This window comes from Sinomonas atrocyanea, from assembly GCF_001577305.1.
Taxonomy (GTDB): domain Bacteria; phylum Actinomycetota; class Actinomycetes; order Actinomycetales; family Micrococcaceae; genus Sinomonas; species Sinomonas atrocyanea.
This window is the reverse complement of the sequence record NZ_CP014518.1, coordinates 1,621,251-1,643,540: the sequence shown is the minus strand read 5'-3', so window position 1 is coordinate 1,643,540 and position 22,290 is coordinate 1,621,251. Positions and strand designations below refer to the sequence as shown.

General features: G+C 73.3%; 13 protein-coding genes, 1 tRNA gene and 1 pseudogene. 5 read left to right on the top strand and 10 right to left on the bottom strand.

Annotated features, from left to right (window positions below; all coding sequences use genetic code 11):
- Positions 1-8 precede the first annotated feature (8 nt).
- Entirely contained in the window at positions 9-1,796 is a 1,788-nt protein-coding gene (locus SA2016_RS07555) for an acetyl/propionyl/methylcrotonyl-CoA carboxylase subunit alpha (protein ID WP_066497054.1), read from the top strand.
- Positions 1,797-1,918: 122 nt separating this feature from the next.
- Here the strand turns inward: SA2016_RS07555 and SA2016_RS07550 are convergent, their stop codons facing one another.
- Positions 1,919-3,325: an MFS transporter gene (locus SA2016_RS07550; RefSeq protein WP_066497052.1), complete on the bottom strand. Its 1,407-nt coding sequence runs from the start codon at positions 3,323-3,325 to the stop codon at positions 1,919-1,921.
- Positions 3,326-3,615: 290 nt separating this feature from the next.
- Between SA2016_RS07550 and SA2016_RS07545 the strand changes: the two genes are divergently transcribed.
- The 3 genes and pseudogenes from SA2016_RS07545 (at position 3,616) to SA2016_RS07535 (ending at position 8,982) form a co-directional block, all read left to right on the top strand.
- Positions 3,616-5,073: an MFS transporter gene (locus SA2016_RS07545; protein WP_066497049.1), complete on the top strand. Its 1,458-nt coding sequence runs from the start codon at positions 3,616-3,618 to the stop codon at positions 5,071-5,073.
- Positions 5,070-7,421, top strand: coding sequence for a molybdopterin oxidoreductase family protein (locus tag SA2016_RS07540; protein WP_084249391.1), 2,352 nt, complete (start codon positions 5,070-5,072; stop codon positions 7,419-7,421). Before SA2016_RS07545 ends, SA2016_RS07540 begins: the two co-directional genes overlap by 4 nt.
- Positions 7,418-8,982: pseudogene (locus SA2016_RS07535) on the top strand (FAD-dependent oxidoreductase). The gene SA2016_RS07540 and the pseudogene SA2016_RS07535 overlap by 4 nt, the downstream one beginning before the upstream one ends.
- On the opposite strand, the gene SA2016_RS07530 reads toward SA2016_RS07535, so the two are convergent.
- The 5 genes from SA2016_RS07530 to SA2016_RS07510 form a co-directional block, all read right to left on the bottom strand.
- Complete coding sequence (locus tag SA2016_RS07530; RefSeq protein WP_084249390.1) at positions 8,948-10,252, bottom strand: benzoate/H(+) symporter BenE family transporter; 1,305 nt, start codon at positions 10,250-10,252, stop codon at positions 8,948-8,950. The pseudogene SA2016_RS07535 and the gene SA2016_RS07530 sit on opposite strands and share 35 nt — an antisense overlap.
- A 132-nt stretch (positions 10,253-10,384) precedes the next feature.
- Positions 10,385-10,885, bottom strand: a complete 501-nt coding sequence (locus SA2016_RS07525) for a hemerythrin domain-containing protein (protein ID WP_066497047.1) — start codon at positions 10,883-10,885, stop codon at positions 10,385-10,387.
- A 116-nt stretch (positions 10,886-11,001) separates the two neighbouring features.
- Positions 11,002-12,798 (bottom strand): selenocysteine-specific translation elongation factor, encoded by a 1,797-nt coding sequence (gene selB / locus SA2016_RS07520; RefSeq protein WP_066497046.1) that lies wholly within the window; start codon positions 12,796-12,798, stop codon positions 11,002-11,004.
- A 3-nt stretch (positions 12,799-12,801) separates the two neighbouring features.
- Positions 12,802-14,133 carry an L-seryl-tRNA(Sec) selenium transferase gene (gene selA / locus SA2016_RS07515; RefSeq protein WP_066497044.1) on the bottom strand — a complete coding sequence of 444 codons (1,332 nt, stop codon included), beginning with the start codon at positions 14,131-14,133 and terminating at the stop codon, positions 12,802-12,804.
- A gap of 37 nt (positions 14,134-14,170) precedes the next feature.
- Positions 14,171-14,265: transfer RNA gene (locus SA2016_RS07510), tRNA-Sec, on the bottom strand.
- Positions 14,266-14,333: 68 nt separating this feature from the next.
- On the opposite strand from SA2016_RS07510, the gene selD reads away from it, so the two are divergent.
- Positions 14,334-15,332, top strand: coding sequence for a selenide, water dikinase SelD (selD, locus tag SA2016_RS07505; RefSeq protein WP_371326659.1), 999 nt, complete (start codon positions 14,334-14,336; stop codon positions 15,330-15,332).
- A gap of 28 nt (positions 15,333-15,360) precedes the next feature.
- Here selD and nrfD read toward each other — a convergent pair whose 3' ends face one another.
- From nrfD to SA2016_RS07480, 4 genes are all read right to left on the bottom strand, one after another.
- Positions 15,361-16,452: an NrfD/PsrC family molybdoenzyme membrane anchor subunit gene (gene nrfD / locus SA2016_RS07500; protein ID WP_066497041.1), complete on the bottom strand. Its 1,092-nt coding sequence runs from the start codon at positions 16,450-16,452 to the stop codon at positions 15,361-15,363.
- The gene (locus tag SA2016_RS07495) at positions 16,449-17,447 is read right to left on the bottom strand and encodes a 4Fe-4S dicluster domain-containing protein (protein WP_066497039.1); all 999 of its coding nucleotides are present in this window, start codon (positions 17,445-17,447) and stop codon (positions 16,449-16,451) included. The genes nrfD and SA2016_RS07495 overlap by 4 nt, the downstream gene beginning before the upstream one ends.
- Entirely contained in the window at positions 17,448-20,756 is a 3,309-nt protein-coding gene (fdh, locus tag SA2016_RS07490) for a formate dehydrogenase (protein WP_141305557.1), read from the bottom strand. It abuts the gene before it with no gap.
- A 93-nt stretch (positions 20,757-20,849) separates the two neighbouring features.
- On the bottom strand, positions 20,850-22,274 hold the full coding sequence (locus tag SA2016_RS07480) for an NAD(P)H-quinone dehydrogenase (protein WP_066497036.1): 1,425 nt from the start codon (positions 22,272-22,274) through the stop codon (positions 20,850-20,852).
- Positions 22,275-22,290 lie beyond the last annotated feature (16 nt).

Here is a 22,290-nt window from a genome sequence, read left to right as displayed (position 1 = left end):
GAGTTGCCTTGTCCCTCAGCGCTGCCACCAAGCCCATCACGAAGGTGCTCGTCGCCAACCGCGGCGAGATCGCCGTCCGCGTCATCCGCGCGGCCCGCGACGAGGGCATCGCCTCGGTCGCCGTCTACGCCGACCCCGACCGGGACGCCCTGCACGTGCGCCTCGCGGACGAGGCCTTCGCGCTGGGCGGCACCACCGCGGCCGAGTCCTACCTCGTGATGGACAAGATCCTCGACGCCGCCCGCGCTTCCGGGGCCGACGCCGTCCACCCCGGCTACGGCTTCCTGTCGGAGAACGCCCACTTCGCCCAGCGCGTCATCGACGCGGGCCTGACGTGGATCGGTCCCTCCCCCGACGCCATCGCCGCGCTCGGCGACAAGGTGCGCGCGCGCCACATCGCCGAGAAGGTCGGCGCCCCGCTGGTCCCCGGCACGGCGGACCCGGTCGAATCCGCGGACGAGGTCCTCGCGTTCGCCCGGGAGTTCGGCCTGCCCGTCGCCATCAAGGCCGCCTACGGCGGCGGCGGCCGCGGCATCAAGGTGGCGCGCACGCTCGAGGAGATCCCCGAGCTGTTCGAGTCCGCCGTGCGCGAGGCGACCGCGGCGTTCGGCCGCGGCGAGTGCTTCATCGAGCGCTTCCTGGACGCCCCGCGCCACGTCGAGACGCAGTGCCTCGCAGACTCGACGGGTCACGTGGTCGTCGTCTCGACCCGCGACTGCTCGCTGCAGCGCCGCAACCAGAAGCTCGTGGAGGAGGCGCCGGCGCCGTTCCTGAGCGAGGAGCAGACCAAGCGCCTGTACGAGTCCTCGAAGGCCATCCTCAAGGAGGCCGGCTACCTCGGCGCGGGGACGTGCGAGTTCCTCGTGGGCCAGGACGGGACCATCAGCTTCCTCGAGGTCAACACCCGCCTCCAGGTCGAGCACTGCGTGTCCGAGGAGGTCACGGGCCTGGACCTCGTGCGCGAGCAGTTCCGGCTCGCCCGCGGCGAGGAACTCGGCTACGACGACCCCGAGGTCCGCGGCCACTCGTTCGAGTTCCGCATCAACGGCGAGGACCCGGGCCGCGGCTTCATGCCGGCCCCCGGGACCGTCGAGACGCTGCGCTACCCGACGGGCCCCGGCGTGCGCGTCGACTCGGGCATCGAGGCCGGCGAGGTCATCTCCGGCAACTTCGACTCCATGCTCGCCAAGCTCATCGTCTCCGGCTCCAGCCGCGCCCAGGCGCTCCAGCGGGCGCGCCGGGCCCTCGACGAGCTGGTCATCACCGGCATGCCCACGGTCGTGCCGTTCCACGCCGCCGTGGTGCGCGATCCCGCGTTCGCGCCCGAGGAGGGCCCGTTCTCCATCCACACCCGCTGGATCGAGACGGAGTTCGACAACACGATCCCGCCGTATGCCGGTGGTCCGGCCGCCGCTGACGGCGCGGACGACGACGGGGCGCGGCAGAGCGTCGTCGTCGAGGTGGGCGGCAAGCGGCTCGAGGTGACGATCCCGGGCTCGCTGTCCCTCGGCACCGGGCGGGCGGCCAAGCCCAAGAAGAAGCCCCGCACCGCGCGCGGCTCCGCGGCCACCGCGGCCGGCGGCGACGCGCTCACCGCCCCGATGCAGGGCACGATCGTCAAGGTGGCCGTCGCGGACGGCGACGTGGTCGCGGAAGGCGATCTCGTCGTCGTGCTCGAGGCCATGAAGATGGAGCAGCCGCTCACCGCGCACAAGGCCGGCACCGTCCGCGGGCTCACCGCGGAGCCGGGGCAGACGGTCGGCGCGGGCGCGGTCATCGCCACGATCGAGGACTGACCCCGCGTCGCGAGAGACCTGACCCCGCGTCGCCAAAAAGGTGACCCCGCGCTGGAATTCCAACGCGGGGTCACCTTTTCTTGGACGCGGGGTCACGTCTTGTGGGACCCGGGGTCAGGTCTCTAGGCCGAGACGTTGTCCTCGAACTCGGCGTCGCGGGTCTCCTTGGTCAGCAGGAGCGCCACGAACGTCAGGACGGCGGCGAGTGCCAGGTACACGCCGACCCACACCGTGCTGCCCTTGCCGAACTGCCACAGGGCGATCGCGACGAACGAGGCCGGCGCCGCACCGAGGACCGAGGAGAGGTTGTACGCGATCGCGGAGCCCGTGTAGCGGACGTTGGCGGGGAAGAGCTCGGGCAGGATCGCGGCCATCGGCCCGAACGTCGCGCCCATGAGGGTGAAGCCCACGATCAGGCCGACCATCGCGGCGCCGGTGCCGGGCCCGAACATGAGGCCCCAGGCCAGGCCAAAGGCGAAGATGAGGCCGGTGACCCAGAGCAGGAACCGGCGGCGGCCGTACTTCTCCGCGAGCGGCCCGGAGACCACGGTGAAGATGCCGAAGAACACGACGCCGATGATGAGCATCCACAGGAACAGGCCGCGGTCGATCCCGAGGCCGGGGACGAACGCGGACGCGTCGAACGGCTTGCCGGCCTTCTGGGCGGCGGCGCGGGCCACCTCGACCTTGTCCGTCGCCGTGCCGTAGGTGAGCGTGAAGCTCGTGGTCAGGTAGAAGAGCACGTACGTCGCCAGCATGATGAACGTGCCGGCGATGACCGCGCGCCAGTGGTGCCGGAACGTCGCCGCGAGCGGAACCTTGGCGACCTTCTCCTCCTCGAGAACCTTCTTGAACGAGGTGCTCTCGACCAGCTTGAGGCGCACGTAGAGGCCGATCGCGACCATGATGATGCTGAACAGGAAGGGGATGCGCCAGCCGAAGTCCTCGAACTGCTTCGCGGTGAGGAAGCTGTTCATGACCACGTACATCACGTTGGCGATGATGAAGCCGATCGGGGCGCCGAGCTGCGGGAAGGTTCCCCACACGGCGCGCTTGTTCGCGGGGGCGTTCTCGGTGGCCAGGAGCGCCGCCCCGGACCATTCGCCGCCGAGGGCGAGCCCCTGGAGGAAGCGGAACACCACGAGCAGCAGCGGGGCGAGCACCACCCAGCCGGGCGTCGTCGCCGGCGGGAGGAGGCCGATGAGGAAGGTCGCGAGGCCCATCGTGACCAGCGATGCGACGAGGGTGCCCTTGCGCCCGAGCTTGTCGCCGAAGTGGCCGAACACGATCGAGCCGACCGGGCGCGCGACGAATGCGACGCCGAAGATCGCGAACGAGGACAGGATGGCGTTGATGTCGGTGGCGTTCGGGAAGAAGAGCTTCGGGAACACGAGCACGGACGCCGTCGCGTACGCGTAGAAGTCGAAGAACTCGATGGTCGTGCCGATGAGGCTCGAGAAGATGACTCGGCCCTTCGTGTTGGCCGACTGTGCGGCCGAGGGCTCCGTCACCGCAGATGTGGTGGACATGGCATCGCTTTCACATGCTGGACCGAGGATTGACTTCCGGTCCTGGGATTGAGTACAAGCCATCCTATGCCCGCGCCGTCCACCCAACGGACAAGCGGTCCGCATCGCGAGACGGAACCGAGTCCGCGTTCCCGGATACCTCCTGGCCCCTTCCGAACTCACGGCGGCGCCGCGACCGGTGAGAGGGAGATGTCACGGCGTGTTAACGGCCCTGGATGCTGGCCGAAACGCCGCGTTCCTAGCGTGGAAGGCGATCCAGAGAAGCCCACTCCCCCGTCTCAGGAGGACCCATGAGCACCGAATCGACCACCACGCCCGCCCCGGCGCCGGGAGTCCAGAGCCCGGCACCCCAGAGCCTCCGGCTCGACGTCCGCCGCGGGCGCTGGATCGAGCACTGGAACCCCGAGGACACGGCCCAGTGGGAGTCGGAGGGGCGGGCGGTGGCCCGCAGGAACCTGCGCTGGTCCATCCTCGCCGAGTTCCTCGGCTTCGTCGTCTGGCAGCTGTGGTCCATCGTGGTGGTCTCGCTGCCCGCGGCCGGATTCCGCTTCGACACCTCCCAGACGTTCTGGCTCATCTCGATGCCGAGCCTGGTCGGCGCCACGCTCCGCATCCCCTACACGTTCACGGTGTCCCGCTTCGGCGGACGCAACTGGACGGTCGTCTCCGCGCTCCTGCTCCTCATCCCCACGCTCGGCCTCGCGGCGTGCGTGTCCAACCCCGCGACGCCCTTCTGGCTCATGCTCACGGTGGCGGGGCTGGCCGGGGTCGGCGGGGGCAACTTCGCGAGTTCGATGGCGAACATCACCTTCTTCTTCCCGGCTCGGGAGAAGGGCTGGGCGCTGGGTCTGAATGCGGCCGGCGGCAACCTCGGTGCGGCGATCGCCCAGCTCGCCGTCCCGCTGGCGGTGAGCCTGGCCGCCTTCGTGGCCAGCGGAGCCGCCGCCACGGGCAAGGCCGGCTCGACGCTCGCCGTCGCGGGGCTCATGTGGGTTCCGCTCGTCCTCGTCGCCGCGTTCGGGGCGCTGGGGCGGATGGACAACCTCGCCAACGCCAAGGGCGACCTCGCGGGCTCGCTCGCCGCGCTGAAGGAGCCGCACCTGTGGGTCGTGGCCCTCCTCTACATCGGCACCTTCGGCTCGTTCATCGGCTTCAGCGGCGTCTTCCCGAAGCTCATCCACGACATCTTCCCCGCGTACTCGGTCTTCACCGTGAGCGCCGCGGGCGTGCCGGCCGCGCTCTCCCTCCCGTTCCTGGGCCCCCTCGTCGGCTCCCTGTCCCGCCCCTACGGCGGCAGGCTCGCGGACCGCTTCGGCGGGGCGCGGATCACCGTCGCCTCGTTCGCGGTGATGGCGGCGGCCACGATTGCCCTCGTCGCGACGCTCCCGCTGGCGAGCTTCTGGCTCTTCCTCGCCCTGTTCCTCGTGCTGTTCGCTGCGAGCGGCATCGGCAACGGGTCCACCTACCGCATGATCCCGGTGATCTTCGCCAGGGCGAGCCGGGCCGCCCGAGGCGGCGCGCCGGCGTCGCACACCGCCCGCCTCGCCTCCGCCGCCCTCGGCCTCATCTCCGCGGTCGGCGCCTACGGCGGCTTCGTGATCCCCCAGCTGCTGGGCGCCTCGAGCGCCGCCACGGGATCCTACGTCCCGGCCTTCCTGGGGTTCGTTGCGGCCTACGCGCTCATGCTCGCCGTGTGCTGGGCCTGCTACCTCCGCCGCGGGTCCCTCGTGGCCCAGGCGGGCGCATGAGCCAGGCCACCGCGGGACCGGCCGTCCCGACCCACTGCCCCTACTGCGCGCTGCAGTGCGCGATGAGCCTCAGCACCCCCGGCACGGCGTCCACCGTCCCGGAGGTCGCCGGCCGCGACTTCCCCACGAACCGGGGAGGGCTGTGTCGGAAGGGGTGGACCTCCGCGGAGCTCCTGGCCCACCCGGGCCGGCTCACCGAGCCGCTGATGCGGGCGGACGACGGCGGGCTCCGCCCCGTCAGCTGGGACGCCGCCCTCAAGCGGGTGGCGGCGGAGGTCCGGCGCGCGCAGGCCCGGCACGGGAAGGACGCCGTGGGCGTCTTCGGCGGGGGCGGGCTGACCAACGAGAAGGCCTACCTGCTGGGGAAGTTCGCCCGGATCGCCCTCGGAACCTCACGGATCGACTACAACGGCCGGTTCTGCATGTCCTCGGCCGCGGCGGCCGGCAGCCGGGCCTTCGGGCTCGACCGGGGGCTGCCCTTCCCGGTGGCGGACCTCGCCGGGGCGGACACGGTGCTCCTGCTCGGCTCGAACGTGGCCGAGACCATGCCCCCGTTCGTGGCCCACCTCGCCGGGGCCCGGGCGGCGGGCGGCCTGATCGTCGTCGACCCGCGCCGCTCCGCCACCGCGGCGCTCACGGACGACGGCGCGGGCCTGCACCTCCAGCCCGCCCCGCACACCGACCTGGTGCTCCTCCTGGGCCTCGCCCACGTGGTCCTCGCCGAGGGGCTCGCGGCGCGCGACTACCTGGCAGAGCGCGTGGCCGCCGCGGCCCCCGGCGAGGGGCCCGAGGCGCTCGCCCGCTCCGTCGCGCCGTGGTGGCCCGAGCGGGTGCAGGCGGCCACGGGGGTCCCGGCCACCCTGCTCCGCGAGACGGCCCGGCGCCTCGCCCACTCCGCGCGGACCGGCTCGTGCTACATCCTCACGGGCCGGGGCGTCGAGCAGCACGCCGACGGCACCGACACGGCGACGGCCGCGATCAACCTCGCGCTCCTGCTCGGCCTGCCCGGCTCCCCGCGCGGCGGCTACGGCACGCTCACGGGCCAGGGGAACGGCCAGGGCGGCCGCGAACACGGCCAGAAGTCCGACCAGCTCCCGGGCTACCGCAAGATCACCGACCCCGCCGCCCGCGCGCACCTGGCCCGGGTCTGGGGCGTGCCCGAGGCGAGCATCCCCGGGCCCGGACTGCCCGCCGTCGAACTCCTGGCCTCCCTCGGCAAGCCCGCCTCTGAGGACCCGGTCGGACAGAAGAACGCCGGCGGCGTCCGCTGCCTGTTCGTGCACGGGGCGAACCTCGTGGTCTCCGCCCCCGATGCGACGGCCGTGCGGGCCGCGCTGCGGTCGCTGGACTTCCTCGTGGTCTGCGACTTCTTCCTCTCCGAGACCGCCCGCGAGGCCGACCTCGTGCTCCCCGTGCTCCAGTGGGCCGAGGAGGAGGGCACCATGACCAACCTCGAGGGCCGGGTGCTCCGGCGGCGCCGCGCCGCCGAGCCGCCTGCCGGGGCCCGCAGCGAGCTGTGGATCATGCACCGGCTCGCGGCCCTGCTCGGCGCGCCGTCTGCCTTCCCCGACGACCCGCGCGCGGTGTTCGAGGAGCTCCGCGCCGCCTCGGCCGGCGGCCCGGCGGACTACTCGGGCATCACCTACGAGCGGCTGGACGCCGGAGAGGCGCTGCACTGGCCGTGCCCGGCAGCGCCCGAGGGCGCGGGGTCCGAAAGCGCAGCGCCCGAGGGCGCGGGGTCGCCGGGAACGCCGCGGCTCTTCCTCGAACGCTTCGCCCACCCGGACGGCCGGGCGAGGATCGTGCCCGTGCGGCCCCTGACGCCCGCGGGCGCCGAGGCGGGCGCCGCCACCCCGCGGGATCCATCGCTGTTCCAGCTCGCGACCGGCAGGCTGCTCGAGCACTACCAGTCCGGGGCGCAGACCCGGCGGGTGGCCTCGCTCGCGGCCGCCCGCCCCGAGGCGAGCCTGGACATCCACCCCGCCTCGGCCGCCCGCCTCGGGATTGCCGACGGCGCGTGGGTCACCGTCCGCCGCGCCGGTCCCACCGCGTCTGGCCCCCGGACGGGCGCCCCGGAGGTGCGCTGCCGCGCACGGCTGACCTCCGAGGTGCGGCCGGACACCGTGTTCGTCCCGTTCCACTTCCCGGGCACCGCAACGGCGAACCGCGTGACCGAGCAGCGCACCGACCCGATCTCTGGGATGCCCGAGTTCAAGACCACGAGCGTGCTCGTGGCGCCCCTGCCGCGGGACGCGCCCCAGCCCGGAACCACGGTCACGGCCGCGCCGCCCGCGCCCACCCCGGTCCCTGTCCCCGTCCCCGTGCCCTCGAGGGAGGCCTCGCGATGACTGCCCCAGCCCAGCGCCCGGCGGGCTCCGCGCCCGCCCGGCCCCGCATCGTCGTCGTCGGCTTCGGCCCCGTCGCCGCGCGCTTCGTCGACGAGCTCCGGCCCGCCGTGGCGGCCGGGGCGCTCGAGCTCACCGTGGTCGGCGAGGAGGAGCTCCCCGCCTACAACCGGGTGCTCATCGCGGACCTCGGCGTGGGCCGGACGGCTCTGGGGGCCATGGCCCTCGCCGACCCGGAGGAGCTCGCCCGGGACGGCGTGCGCGTGCTGACCGGCACCCGGGTGGCCCGGGTGGACCGGTCCCGGCGGGCGGTCCGTCTCGCCGACGGCACCGGGCTCGCCTACGACCGGCTGGTCCTGGCCACCGGCGCCCGCGCCGTGGTGCCCAACCTCACGGGGCTCAACCCGGACCCGCTGCATCCCGTCCTCCCCCCGGGCGTCACGGCGCTCCGCGACGTGCACGACGCCGCGCGGCTGGCCTCCGCGGTCGAGGGACGCCGCAGGATCGTGGTCCTCGGCGGGGGCGTGCTCGGCCTCGAGGCGGCACTCGCGGCGAGCGAGGAGGGCGCCACCGTCACCGTGGTCCACCACGGGGACCGGCCGCTCGGCCGCACGATCGACGCCGCCGGCGGGGCCACACTCGCCGCGGCCCTGCGCCGCCAGGGCGTCCGGGTCGCCGGCAACGCACGCTCGACCGGCCTCGAGACCGGCCCCGAGGGGCCTTCCGTGCCCTGCTGCTCGACGACGGCTCGGCCATCGACGGCGACCTCCTGGTCCTCGCGTGCGGGGCCCGCCCCAGGACGGAGCTCGCAGAGGGCGCGGGCCTCGCGGTCGGCGCCGGGGTCCTCGTGGACGAGGGACTGCGGGCCCTGCACACCGAGCATGTCTTCGCGATCGGCGACTGCGCCCAGCCCGGCGAGAAGGCCCCGAGCGGACTCCTCGCCCCGGGGTGGCGCCACGCAGACTGGCTCGCCGCCCGCTTCCGCAGCGAGCTCCTGGGCGAGCCCGCGCCCGCGCCCCTGGGCCCGGAGCGGGCCCCGGTCATCCTGCTCAAGGCCCGCGGCGTGAACCTCGCACTCGCCGGGGCCGTGGCTGCAGACCCGTGGGATGCCTTCTCGCTCGAGAACGCCGCGGGCGAGTCCGGGCCCCCGCCGCTGCAGGTCTCCCTGTGGTCGGACCCGGAGCACGGGGCCTACGTGAAGATGGCCACCCGCGCCGGGGTGCTCGTCGGCTTCGTGGCCCTCGGCATGCCCCGGGCGGCGGCGGAGCTCACACTGCTGTTCGAGTCAGGCGCGGAGCTGCCCGCCGACCGGTCCGTCATCCTGCGCCTGGACGGCCCGGAGGCCGCCCTCGCCGGAGGCCCCTCGGCGGCAGGGACCGGCCCTGAGGCCACGCTGTGCCGGTGCGCCGGAGTGAGCCGCGGGGAGGTGCAGGAGGCGGTCGGCAACGGGTGCTCGACCGTCGAGGACATCTCGCGGAAGACGAGGGCCGGGACCGGCTGCGGCGGCTGCCGCGATGGGCTGCGCGAGCTCATCGAGGCGCACTTCGCGGCCGCTGCCGCCTGAACATCCCCAGCGCGGCGTACGCCACGGTGCCTGCCACGAGGCCCCAGAACGGGGCGACGATCCCGAGTGCGCTCACCCCGGACGCCGTGACGGCCAGCGTGACCATGGCGGCCTCGGCCGCGTGCGGCGTCGCCCTGCCCCCGCCGCCGTGCCGCCCGAGGGCATCGACGATCGCGCCCTGGGTCGCGGCGAGGAGCGCGACCCCCGCCAGGGACGTCAGGAGCGCACCGGGGACCGCGGCGACAAGGGCCACTGCCGTGGTGCTGAAGAGGCCGAACAGGATGTAGAAGGCGCCGCACGAGACACCTGCGATGTAGCGGCGCGCCGGGTCCTCGTGGGCCTCGCGGCCCGCGCAGATCCCCGCGGTGATGGCTGCAAGGTTGATCCCGTGGGCGCCGAAGGGAGCCGAGAGCAGCCAGGCGAGCGATGCGCCTCCGATCATGGTCCTGTGCCCGGCGTCGTACCCGAGCTGGCGCATCATCGCCAGGCCCGGGGCGTTCTGTCCCGCCATCGTCACGACGAGCAGCGGCACGGAGATGCCGACGACCGCCGGGAGGCCGAAGGTCGGCGTCGTCCATACGGGGCCGGAGAAGTCCCAGGTGAGGCTCGGCATCCGCACTGCGCCCGTCGCCGCGGCGAGCAGGGCTCCCGCGGCGAGCGCGGCGAGCACCGCGTAGCGGGGAAGGTACCTGCGGCCGAGCAGGAAGGCGAGGACGAGACCGCCGCCCACGACGGGCGCCTCCACGACAGCGCTGCTCGCCTTGAGCACGAAGGGGAGCAGGACACCGGCCAGCACAGCGGCCACGACCGGCTGCGGCACGGCCTCCATGATCTTCCCGAACCATCCGGGCGCCCCGAGCACGAGCGCCGCGGCGGCTGCGACGACGTACGCCCCGAGCGCGTCGGAGTACGGGTAGCGGCCCAGGGCGGTGAGCAGCAGCGCTGCGCCGGGCACGGACCACGCGACCACCACGGGCTGCCGGGTGGCCACGCTCAGCACGATGCGCGTGACTCCGCTGGCGATCGCGATCGAGCCCACCCACGATGCCGTCAGCTCCGCGCTCAGATGTGCGGCCGTGGCCGCCTGGAGGACCACGACCATCGGGCCCGCGTAGGAGCCCGCGACCGCGATGAAGCCTGCCATGACGGCGGAGAAGGACGCCACGGGCGGCCTTCGCGGGCCGGCATTCCCCTCCGCCTCTGCAGCGCGGCAGCCGGCTGGTGCCGTGGTCGATTCCCCCGCGGTCGATTCCTCCGCTGTCGTGGCCATCGTCGCTCCTCGTACCCTGCCCATCTCCTGTGACGGCGGACACGGTACAGCAACGCGTGCCTCCGAGTGCACACGCTCCGCATCTGAATGGACTCAGCCCGGTCCACGGGCCGGCGCCCGGCTCACCGCGGGCTACTCCCCGACCAGTGCCTCGAGGCCTGCGACCGCCTCGGCGAGGGACAGGGCCGGGTTCGCGGCGATGAAGGGGAAGAGGAGCTCGTTCTCCTTCCTCAGGTGCAGGGCGAACGCCCGGGCAATCGCGGTGCCCAGGGCCGCCGCCCGGGCCCCCTCCGCCTCGCGGAGCTCCTCGACGAGGCCGATGATCGTCTGGTGGTCCAGGAGCATCCCTTCCACGAGGAGGTGCGCCTCCGCCGTCTGGCGGGCCTGCCCGTAGAGCGGGCCCTCCTCGGCCACGGCGTGCGGGATGAGCTCGTCCTCGCACCACCCGACGAGGTTGGCCTTCTCGTCGTAGGCTGCGCCGGCGTCGCCCGCGGCGACGGCCGCGACGAGCGCGTCGGCGAGCGCGCTGCCGCGCCGGAGCATCTGCCCGTGGTGCTCCTCGATGGCGCTGAGCGCCTCGCGGTCGTCTGAAAAGGCCCGGTGCTGATGGGCAGGGGCGTTGTCGTGTGCCATGCGGCCATGGTCCGCCGCGGCCCGCGCCGGCTCAAGGGCCGAAGGACTCCGGGACCTCGCCGGCCCTTTCGACGGAGGGGCAGCTGGGACCGCGGCCCGGACCCGGGTCCTCCGGGTCAGCGGACCACCGTGCGGTGACCGGCATCCAGGCGCCGGGTCCAGCCGCGCGCATCGAGGTGCTCGAGGAGCGGAATCGCGGTCCGGCGCGTGGTGCCGAGCGCCTGGCGTGCCTGGCTCGTGGTGAAGGGCTGTTCCAGCCGCGCCAGGGTGCGCATCGCCATGGCGGGAGCCGTGGGCAGGAGGACCACCCCGTCGCGCAGCCGCAGCACGCGGCCGGCACGCTCGGCGGCAGCAAGCTCCCGGACGCCGAGGCCCAGCGCGGCCAGCTCGTCCGCTTCAGGTGCGCTGAACGCCTGGGCCGCCAGTCGGCGCTCCAGCTCGGCGATGGCCGCTTCGGCTGCGCCGAGGTTGCGGTCGCTCCCGGGCAGCCGGAGGTGCCCGCCGTCCTGCTCCAGGCCCGCCCCGTGGACGACCGGCGGGAGCAGCCTCTCATCGGGCAGCGCGAGCAGGTCGCGGGCCGCGCCCATGGACAGGCCCGGCGCCAGGGGATCCCGATCCTGCAGCGCCTCGACCGCGGTGCGGAGCCGCTGCTGCCACGCGTGGAGCACGGGAGCATGCACCCACCAGCCGCCGAGGACCTCCACGCCCGAGGGCGCCTCGGCGTCGTCGTCGGCCAGCAGCCCGAGCCGACGGAGATGCTGTGCCTCCACCGCTCCGCGGGCCGCCACTTCGCCCAGCACATCCCCTGCCGGATCCATGCCCGCGAGCCGCTGCGCCCACTGGGCGCCGTCACCGCGCCGCCGCAGGGCCGGGGGGTCGGCGTCGAGGACCCGGGCGCCGCCCAGCACCGAGCGGCTCCCCGGATCACGCAGCACCAGGCGGTCCCCCAGCACGAGCGGCAGGCGCCTGTCGAGGACGAGCCGGGCGTGGTCGGGGCCGAAGGGACGCAGCCGCGCCGGCACGGAGGCGGTGCCGACGTGCACCATGAGCTGCTCCGGCACGTCGGTGTAGGCCACGCCCGTGCTCCGCTGGATGCCCAGCACCCCGGTGGTGGGCCACGCGTCCGGCGTCACGAGTGCGTCCCCTCGGCGGATGTCCGCGGCAGCGATGTCGCGCAGATTCAGCGCCACCCGGCTGACTGGCCCTACCGAGGTGCATGAGGTGTCGCGGCTCTGGAGGCCGCGCACGGCGACGGCCCGCGGACCGGCGTGCCCGAGCAGCTGGAGCCGGTCGCCCTGGGCCAGCGTTCCCGCACCCAGTGTTCCGGTCACCACGGTGCCCGAACCGGTGATGGTGAAGGACCGGTCCACCCACAGCCGGACCCGGCCGGACGTGCTCGGTGCCGGGACGCCGGCCAGCACGCCATCGAGGGCGGTCCGGAGTTCGGCCAGGCCGGCGCCCTCGACGGCGGACACCGTCACCGCGGGGGCGTCCCGCAGGCCGGTCCCGGCCAGCTCCGTCCGGGCCCGTGCGAGCACGTCGCCGATCCGCTGGTCGGACGCGCGGTCCGCCCGGCTGAGGACCAGGATCCCGTGCTCGATGCCCAGCGCGGCGACGGCGTCCCGGTGATCGTCGGACTGCGCCTGCCAGCCCTCGTCGGCGGCGACGACGAAGCAGACCACGGGCGCCGGCCCGATCCCGGCCAGCATGTTGCCGAGGAAGCGTTCATGCCCGGGGACGTCCACGAAGGCGACATCCAGCCCGGACGGCAGGGCGGTCCAGGCGTAGCCGAGGTCAATGGTCAGCCCACGGCGGCGTTCTTCCTCCCAGCGGTCCGGCTCCATGCCGGTCAGGGCGCGCACCAAGGTGCTCTTGCCGGAGTCGACGTGTCCGGCCGTGGCGACGACGTGCACGTCTCAGCCCGCCGCGCCTGCGTCCGCGGCGCCGAGGGCTGCCAGGGCCTTCCGCACCGCCTCGAGGATCCGATCGTCGTCGCCCTCGGGGACGCACCGCAGGTCGAGCAGGCAGGAGCCGCTGTGGACGCGCGGCAGCACGGCGGGGTCGCCGGTGCGCAGGAGGCCCGCGAGTCCCTCAGGAAGCCGGAGCGCCCAGCCGGGCAGTGCGAAGCCGGGGGCGCCGCCGCCCCCGACCCGGCCGGCGTGCGCCACGACAGGCACTCCGAGGGCTGCGGCGAGCCTCTCGGTGCGGCGCTGCAGCGTTCCGATGTCGGCGTGCAGCGCCTGGACGACCGGGGGCGCCCCGCCAGCGACGGTCGCCTCCAGGGCGGCGAGGGAGAGCTTGTCGGCGCGGACGGCCCGGGCGAGGGGGTGGCGGGACAGCCGCTCGATGATGTCCCTGCGGCCCAGGAGCAGCCCCGCCTGGGGGCCGCCGAGCAGCTTGTCGCCGCTGGCGATGACGACGTCGGCCCCGCTGGCCAGCGCGGTGGCCGCGTCGGGCTCATGCGGCAGGTGCGGGTCGGGGGCCAGCAGCCCGCTGCCCAGGTCGGCCACGAGCGGTATCCCGTCCGCGGCCGTCAACGACTTCAGCTCTTCGAGGCCGACGGCGGAGGTGAATCCCTCGACCCGGAAGTTGCTCGGGTGGACCTTGAGGACACAGCCCGTGGCGGGTCCGAGGGCGTCGGCGTAGTCGCGCAGGTGCGTCCGGTTGGTCGTGCCCACCTCGTGGAGCACGGCGCCGGTCGACTCGATCAGGTCCGGGAGCCGGAAGCCTGCGCCGATCTCCACCAGCTCGCCCCGGCTCACCACCACTTCCCGGCCGGCGGCGAGGGCCGTGGTGGCAAGGACCAGCGCCGCGGCGCCGTTGTTGACCACCAGGGCGTCCTCGGCGGCGGGACAGGCGGCGAGCAGGGCAGCCCGGGCGCCGGCGCCGCGCCGCGAGCGCCGGCCGTCGGCGAGGTTCAGCTCGACATCGACGTAGCCGCTGGCTGCGACGAGGGCGTCGACGGCAGCGGCGGACAGGGGGGCCCGGCCGAGGTTGGTGTGGACGATGACGCCCGTCGCGTTCAGGACCGGCCGCAGGGTGGTCGCGCTGCGGGCGGCGACGGCTGCGAGCACGGCTGGTTCCACCTGTCCCGGGGCGATGTCGCCGCGCCGCGCCTTCTCCTGGGCGTCGCGGACGAGGTCGCGGACCACCGGCTCGCTGAGCCGGCTGCGGGCCTCGCGGACGGCCGGCAGCGCCAGCAGGTCGTTCGTGCGGGGTATCAGGCGCCGGGGATCGACGTGGTCCACAGCCCCTCCTCGTGACGCGGCATCGGCTGCCGCTGGTTGGCGGTGGCGGACGGGAATCGAACCCGCCAGGCCGAGATGCTCGGCCTCACCGGTTTTGAAGACCGGGGGGCCCACCAGGACCCGGACGCCACCGCACCCCAATGTAGCAGGCGCCCCGGGGGTAGGCTGGCCGGGTGAATGAGGCCCCCACGTCCCTGCCGCTGCTCGACGGCGGCGCGGCCGGCGCGCCCCGGCTGACCGGCTACGCCCACGGTGGCGGCTGCGCCTGCAAGATCCCGCCCGGAGAGCTCGAAGACGTGGTCCGCAGCCTCGTCGGCCAGCCGGGTGCGGACGTGCTGGTCGGCCTGGACAACGGCGACGACGCCGCGGCCGTCCTGGTGCGCGATGACCTCGCCGTGCTCTCGACCGCCGACTTCTTCACCCCGGTCGTCGACGACGCCTTCGACTGGGGCCGCATCGCGGCGGCCAACGCCCTCTCCGACATCTACGCGATGGGAGGGCGGCCGATCATGGCGGTCAACCTCGTGGGCTGGCCCCGCGGCGTCCTGCCGGCAGAGCTGATGGCCGAGGTCCTCCGCGGTGGTCTGAGCGTCGCCGCGGAGGCAGGCTGCCCGGTGATCGGCGGCCATTCCATCGATGATCCGGAGCCGAAGTACGGCATGGCGGTCACCGGTGTCGCTCCCCCGGACCGGCTGCTGCGCAACGACGCCGCCGAGCCGGGGCTGCCGATCACGCTGACCAAGCCGATCGGCGTCGGCCTTCTCAACAACCGGCACAAGCAGACCGGCGAGGTGTTCGCCGAAGCGGTGGCGACGATGGCGAGCCTCAACCGCGACGCGGCCCGGGACGCGGTCGCGGCCGGCATCCGGGCTGCCACGGATGTGACGGGCTTCGGTCTGCTGGGGCACCTGTACAAGATGTGCCGCGCCTCCACCGTGGGCGCGGTGATCGACCTGGACGCGGTGCCGCTCATCGAGGGGGCGCGTCAGGCGCTGCGGGACGGATTCGTCTCGGGCGGGACCCGGCGAAACCTCGACTGGGTGCGGCCGCAGATCCGGACCGCCTCCCGGATCACCGAGGACGACCTGCTCCTGCTCGCCGACGCGCAGACGTCCGGTGGGCTGCTGGTGGTGGGCGAAGTGCCCGGGCACCCGGTGATCGGGCACACCACCGTGGGCGCAGGCCTCGAGATCCGCTAGGCCTCGGCCCGGGCCTCAGCCGGCTGTGTCAGCCCGCGGTAGTGATCGAATCGTCGGTGATCCCGGCCGCGCGGCGGGCTGCAAGCCGCTTCTTCTGCGGTTCGATCGTGTAGCGCGGATCCCGGGCCGAGGACAGGCCGGCTTCGAACAGCCCGAACCGGGTCAGGGCCGAGGCTGCCAGCAGCGCCAGCCCGGAGGCGGCCGCCACGGCGCGGCTGCGTCCGGCCGCCAGTGCACCCAGTCCGCCGGCGACCGCCAGCCGTTCGCTCCACTTCAGCATGGCGCCGGCCTTGCCCTCGTGCAGGGGCTCGGCGGCGACCGGGTCCATCCGGTGCTCCATCACCCGCGTCGCCACCACGTCGCCGATGACGCCGAGCACCCCGAGCGTCCGGGCGGGAGAGGCCTCGTTGACCGGGGTCGTGATCATAGCGAGGCCGGCGGAGGCGAGCGTCGCCGAACTGACGAAGACGAAGGGCAGCTCCTCGTGCGCGGCATTCCACGTGGGAGTGGCAGTGTCGCCGAGCAGGACCGCGGTGTACGCCGCCAGGGGTCCGCCGAAGAGCGCTGCCTCGAAGCCGGCCAGCCCCTCGACGCCCTGCAGCACGGGCCGCAGCGGCCCGAGCGGCAGCCGCGCACCGCTCAGGCGGTCGATCTCCGCGACCGCCGCGACCGCGGTGCCGGCGCTGAACGCGCTGAGGATCCACGAGCCGACGCTCATCGGCGACGTCACCTTGAAGGTCCGCAGCATGTGCAGGAAGCGTTCCGGCCGGCCCAGGTCCTTCACGAGGGCGACGGCACCGACGCTGACGGCCGCCAGGGCGCCCAGCCGGGCATTCCTGCGCAGCGTGGGCCGGCCGGTCAGCTGGCCGCCGAGGCCGAGCAGCGCGGACCCCCCTGCGACGCCGCCGAGGAACAGGTAGGCGGCCACGTCGTCGCCCCACGGCGCCGGCTTGACCACCGGACGGCCGTAGTACGAGGTGAACTCGGGCTCCGGAACCATGGGCATCTCCCTGGATCCGTCGCCGCCGCCGTCTCGGCGGCCGCCGCGTCGCCTGCCGTCAGGGCGACGGCGCCGGGCGGGCTCGGTGGGGCGGAAGCTGTCGAAATCCGAGTGGGTCACGCCCGTCCTCTCCAGAAGGCCAACGCGGCTGCGGCCACCATCCCTGCTACGGCCATCCCGGCTCTCCGGTACATCTGCGGCAGATCGGCCGTGGGCACCCTCGGGTCCGGCGGGAGCCCGTAGACCTCCGGCTCGTCGAGCAGCAGGAACACCGAACCGGTCCCGCCCACCCCGTCGAGCTCGTTCGCGCCGTAGAGCCTCGCTTCGGTCAGCCCCTGTGCATGCAGGGCGGCCACACGTTCCTTGGCCGTCTCCACCATGTCATCGTGGTCGCCGAACTTGATGGACGTCGTCGGGCAGGCCTTGGCACAGGCCGGGGTCTCGTCGGCCACCAGCCGGTCGTAGCACAGCGTGCACTTCTGGGCGACGCCCACGTTGGGGACAGCAGGATGCTCTGCGTGCTGCTCCCGCTCGGCGGCCACCGCGACGGTGCCGTCACGGCGGCGTTCGATCACGCCGAACGGGCACCCGGCCACGCACGTCCCGCAGCCGTTGCAGACATCGTCCTGCACCACGACGGTGCCGAACTCGGTCCGGAAGAGCGCCCCGGTCGGGCAGACGTCGAGGCACCCGGCATGCGTGCAGTGCTTGCAGACGTCGGAGGACATCAGCCACCGGAAGTCTGCCGTGTCCGGGGGCGCCGTGTCCGCCTCGGACAGGTCCGGTGCGGCATCCGCGGGCGGCCCGATGCGGGGCATACCCAGGTTCACGAGCGCGCGCCCGGATTCCCGGGCCTCGACGATGCGGTCCTGGCCCTGCTCGATGAAGGCGACATGCCGCCAGGTGCTCGCTCCCAGCGCGCCCGTGTTGTCGTAGGAGGACCCCAGCAGCTCCAGGTCGCCGTCCTGGGGGTTGTGGTTCCACTCCTTGCAGGCGACCTCACAGGCCTTGCACCCGATGCAGATCGAGGTGTCGGTGAAGAACCCCTTGCGCGGATGGGTGTGCTCCCAGTGGGCATCGGCGGTGGGATCGGTCGGTCCGGACAGCTGGCCCATCTAGTCCTCCCTCGTCTGGTCGATGCCTTCGCGCGCCGGATCGGTGACCGCCTGGTTGCCGGTCTCGACGGTCGTGCCGGCCCGCGCCTGGTACTCGGCGACCAGGGCGAGCAGGTCGGCCCCCCGGGGCCGGCGGCCCGGCCGGATGTCGCATGAGGCCACCTTGGACTCCTGGATCTGGACGTTGGGGTCCAGGGTGACACCCAGGAGGTCGTTCGCCGCGTCGCCGCTGACCACCGCGTTCGTCCCGACGCCCCAGTGGTAGGGCAACCCGATCTGGTGGACGGTGTGGCCGCCCACGGCCAGCGGAGTCATCCGCTCCGTGACGATCACCTTCGCTTCGATGGCAGACCGGGGCGAGATGATCGTGGCCCACCCATAGGGCTCGAGTCCGCGCTCGGCAGCCAGCTCCGGGGAGACCTCGCAGAACATCTCCGGCTGCAGCTCCGAGAGGTACGGCAGCCAGCGGCTCATCCCTCCGGCGGTGTGGTGCTCGGTGAGCCGGTACGTGGTGAAGACGTAGGGATAGACCTCCACACCGCTCGTCCCGGCGCTCGGCGCGCTGAGGTTGTCCGGGCGCGGGAACCTGAGCCGCGCCGGGTTCTGCTGCTGCGGGTACAGCGCGTTGGCCACCGGAGATTCCTGGGCCTCGTAGTGGGTCGGCAGGGGCCCGTCCACGAGGCCGGTGGGTGCGAACAGCCAGCCCTTGCCGTCGGACTGCATGATGAACGGGTCGTCTCCGCTGAGGGCGGCAGGACCGCCGAGCGCGGGGTCGGGAGTGCTGCCCGGCGCCCGGTCGAGGGGGAAGTCCGGCACGTCGTCGCCGACCCACCGTCCCTGCTCCTGGTCCCACCAGATGTACTTCTTGCGCTCGCTCCACGGCCTGCCGGCGGGGTCGGCGGAGGCCCGGTTGTAGAGGATCCGGCGGTTGGCCGGCCACGCCCAGCCCCAGTCCGGTGCGGCAGGTCCCTGCTCGCGGCCCGGCGTGCGATTCGCGGCATGGTTGGTGCCGCCGGCGTACACGCCGGTGTAGATCCAGCAGCCCGCTGCGGTGGAACCGTCGGCGCGCAGCTCGGTGTACGCCGAGAGCGGGCTGCCGGCGTCCGGGCCAGCCAGGTGGCGGCCGTTGATCTCGGCGAGCACGGCCTCCGGATCGGGATCGCCGTGCTCGTCCGTGGGGTAGTCCCATGTGAGGTCGAGCAGCGGGCGGTCGCGCTCGTCGTCCGAGCCGGCCAGCTTCTCGCGGATCCGCTGGCCCAGCTCGAAGAAGAACTGCAGCTCGCTCTGGCATTCACCGGGCGGGGAGACCGCCTGGTGCCGCCACTGGAGCAGCCGCTGGGTCTGGGTGAACGAGCCCGCCTTCTCCACATGGGTCGCCGCGGGCAGGAAGAACACCTCGGTCTCGATGTCCTCGGTGCGCAGTTCCCCAGACTCGATCTCCGGGCCGTCCTTCCACCACGTGGCCGACTCGATGAGGTTCAGGTCGCGGACGACGAGCCACTTCAGGTGCGACATGCCCAGCCGCTGCATGCGCCCGTGGGCCGAGCCCACGGCCGGGTTCTGTCCGAGGAGGAAGTAGCCCTCCACCTCGTCGTCGAGCATGCCCATCACGGTCTCGTAGGTGCCGTGCGCTCCGGTCAGTCTCGGGAGGTAGTCGTAGGCCCAGTCGTTCTCCGCCGTCGCGGCGTCGCCCCACCACGCCTTCAGCAGGCTCACGGTGTAGGCATCGGCGTCCGCCCAATAGCCCTTCTGCTGCTTCGACGCGATCGCCCCCAGATACTCGCTGAGAGTGTCGTGGCGTCCCACGCTCGGCATCGGCAGGTACCCGGGGAGCAGGTTGAAGAGGGTCGGGATGTCCGTGGAGCCCTGGATGCTGGCGTGGCCGCGCAGCGCCATGATCCCGCCGCCCGGGCGGCCCACATTGCCGAGCAGGAGCTGCAGGATCGCGGCGGTCCGGATGAACTGTGCTCCCAGGGAGTGCTGGGTCCACCCGACGGCGTAGGCGAAGCAGGTGGTCCTCTCGCGCCCCGAGTTCTCGGTGATGGTGCGGGCCAGGTACTCGAAGTCGGCGACGTCGATGCCGCACATGTCCCGGACCATCTCCGGGGTGTAACGGGAGTAGTGCCGCTTGACGATCTGGAAGACGGTCCTCGGATCCTGCAGTGTGTCGTCGCGCCGCACCTGGGCATGCTCCAGGGCGGGCCCGCCGCTGCCGAACGAGTGGCCGGCGGCACGGGCCGCGGCGTCCGCGCCGTGCTCGGAGCTGGCTCCGGGCTCGGCGATCGAGCCCCCCTCGTCCTCCGCGTATCCCCACGACGACTTGTCGTACGCCCCGGTCTCCGGATCGAAGCCCGAGAAGAGGCCGCCGAGGTCCTCGGCGTCGCGGTAGTCCTCGTGGACCAGCGTCGCCGCGTTGGTGTACGCGCTCACGTACTCCTTGAACCAGAGGTCGTTGCTGATGACGTAGTTGATGAGCGCACCCAGGAGGACGACGTCAGAGCCGGCACGGATCGGGATGTGCCTGTCCGCGACGGCCGACGTGCGGGTGAAGCGGGGGTCGACGTGGATGACCTTCGCTCCGCGGGCCTTCGCCTCCGCAACCCACTGGAATCCCACCGGATGGCACTCGGCCATGTTGGAACCCTGGATGATGATGCAGTCGGCGTTGGCCATGTCCTGCAGTGACTGCGTCGCGCCACCGCGTCCAAACGAGGCTCCCAGACTGGGAACCGTGGCGGAGTGTCAAATGCGCGCCTGGTTCTCGGTCTGCACCGCCCCGGCAGCCGTGAACAGCTTCTTGATCAGGTAGTTCTCTTCGTTGTCCAGCGTCGCGCCGCCGAGCGAGGCGATGCCCATGGTGCGGCGCAGCAGCCGGCGTTCGCTGTCTTCCTGCTGCCATGTCCTGCGGCGCGTCTCGATGAACCGGTCCGCGATCATGTCGACGGCGGTGGCCAGGTCCAGGTGCTTCCACTCCGCAGAGCGCGGGGCGCGGTACAGCACCCGGGTCTGCCGGCCCGGGGAGTTGACCAACTGTTCGCTGGCCGAGCCCTTGGGGCACAAGCGGCCGCGCGAGATGGGCGAGTCCGGGTCGCCCTCGATCTGCACGACCCTCTCGTCCTTGACGTAGACGCGCTGCCCGCAGCCCACCGCGCAGTAGGGGCACACGCTCTGCACGACGCGGTCGGCCGTGGCCGTCCGGGGGGCGATCGCCTTGGTCCGGGGCGAGGTGACCGAGGGCCCACGGCCGAGCAGATCGCCGGTGCGCATCTGCCGGACGACGGGCCATTCAAGGAAGCTCCGCGGTGCCATGGTTGCGAGCATAGCCCACATGAGGGCGCCCGCGGCAGGACCCCCCGCTCCCCCGGTGCGGCGGCGCGCGGCGCGCCGGGGGCGGCCGGCCGGCTACATGTGCACGTGCAGGCGCCGCGCGGCCTCCGAGAGCGAGCCGGACAGGGACGGATAGACGGCGTAGGTGTTCGCGACGTCGTCCACGTGGAGCTTCTGCTCGACCGCCATCGCGAGGCCGAAGATGAGCTCGGAGGCGTTCGAGCCCATCACGACGGCGCCGATCACAGTCCCGGATCCCTTGCGGGAGATGATCTTGACGAACCCGTCGGTCGTGTTGCGCATCTTGGCGCGGGCGTTGCTCTTCAGGCGCAGCGTCACGATGTCCCCGGCGATCCTGCCGGTCGCGACGTCCGCCTCGGAGGCGCCCACGGAGGCGATCTCGGGCGAGGTGAAGATGTTCGAGGCCACGTGGCTGAGGTTCAGGGGCGTCACCTGGTCGCCGAGGATGTGGGCGACCGCGATGCGGCCCTGCATCGCCGCGACGGAGGCGAGCGCGAGGACGCCCGTGCAGTCGCCCGCCGCGTAGATGCTGGTCGCGGAGGTGCGGGAGACGCCGTCGACCTTGATGTGCCCGCTCTCGCTGACGGCGACGCCGGCCTGCTCGAGCCCGATCCCGTCCGTGTTGGGGATGGAGCCGACGCAGAGGAGGCAGTGCGAGCCGGTCACCTTCGTGCCGTCGCCGAGGGTGACGACGACGCCGTCCTCCGTGCGCTCGACCGCCTCGGCCCGCGAGCGCGAGAGCACCCGCACCCCGCGCCGGGTGAAGACCTTCTCGAGCAGCTCGGCGGCGTCGGTGTCGGAGCCGGGGAGGACCCGGTCGCGGGACGAGATGAGCGTGACCTTGCACCCGAGGCCGTTGTAGGCGGAGGCGAACTCGGCGCCCGTCACGCCCGAGCCGACCACGATGAGGTCCTCCGGGAGCTCCTCGAGGCTGTAGATCTGGGCCCAGTTGAGGATCCGCTCGCCGTCCGGGCGGGCCGTGGGCAGCTCGCGGGGGTGGGCGCCCACGGCGAGGATCACGGCGTCGGCCTCGATCCGCTCGGTCCCGTCCACGGTGACCGCCTCGATCACGCTGCCGTCCACGAGCCGGCCGGAGCCCAGGACGATCCTGACGCCCTGTGCCTCGAGCCCGGCGCGGATGTCCTCCGACTGCTGGCGGGCGAGGCCAAGGAGCCGGTCGTTGACGATGCGCAGGTCCGCGCGGAGGTCGGAGCGCTTGAGCGAGTCCCCGCTGCCGGAGGCCAGGCGCAGCCCGAGCGCCGCCGAGGCCTCCTCGACCCGGGTCATGAGGTCGGACGTCGCGATGAGGGTCTTGGAGGGCACCACGTCGGTGAGCACCGCGGAGCCGCCGAGCCCGGCGCGCTCCACGATCGTGACCCGGGCGCCGAGCGACGCGGCGACCGACGCCGCCTCGTAGCCGCCGGGTCCGCCGCCGAGGATTGCAATGTGGGGGGCCGCGAAGTCAGGGTTCATCGTCACGGACATCCATTGTGCC

What these genes read in the sequence shown, in the direction of transcription:
- SA2016_RS07550 (WP_066497052.1), bottom strand. Translation starts at nt 3,325, where the DNA reads ATGTCCACCACATCTGCGGTGACGGAGCCCTCGGCCGCACAGTCGGCC.
- SA2016_RS07545 (WP_066497049.1), top strand. Translation starts at nt 3,616, where the DNA reads ATGAGCACCGAATCGACCACCACGCCCGCCCCGGCGCCGGGAGTCCAG.
- SA2016_RS07540 (WP_084249391.1), top strand. Translation starts at nt 5,070, where the DNA reads ATGAGCCAGGCCACCGCGGGACCGGCCGTCCCGACCCACTGCCCCTAC.
- SA2016_RS07530 (WP_084249390.1), bottom strand. Translation starts at nt 10,252, where the DNA reads ATGGCCACGACAGCGGAGGAATCGACCGCGGGGGAATCGACCACGGCA.
- SA2016_RS07525 (WP_066497047.1), bottom strand. Translation starts at nt 10,885, where the DNA reads ATGGCACACGACAACGCCCCTGCCCATCAGCACCGGGCCTTTTCAGAC.
- SA2016_RS07495 (WP_066497039.1), bottom strand. Translation starts at nt 17,447, where the DNA reads ATGGGCCAGCTGTCCGGACCGACCGATCCCACCGCCGATGCCCACTGG.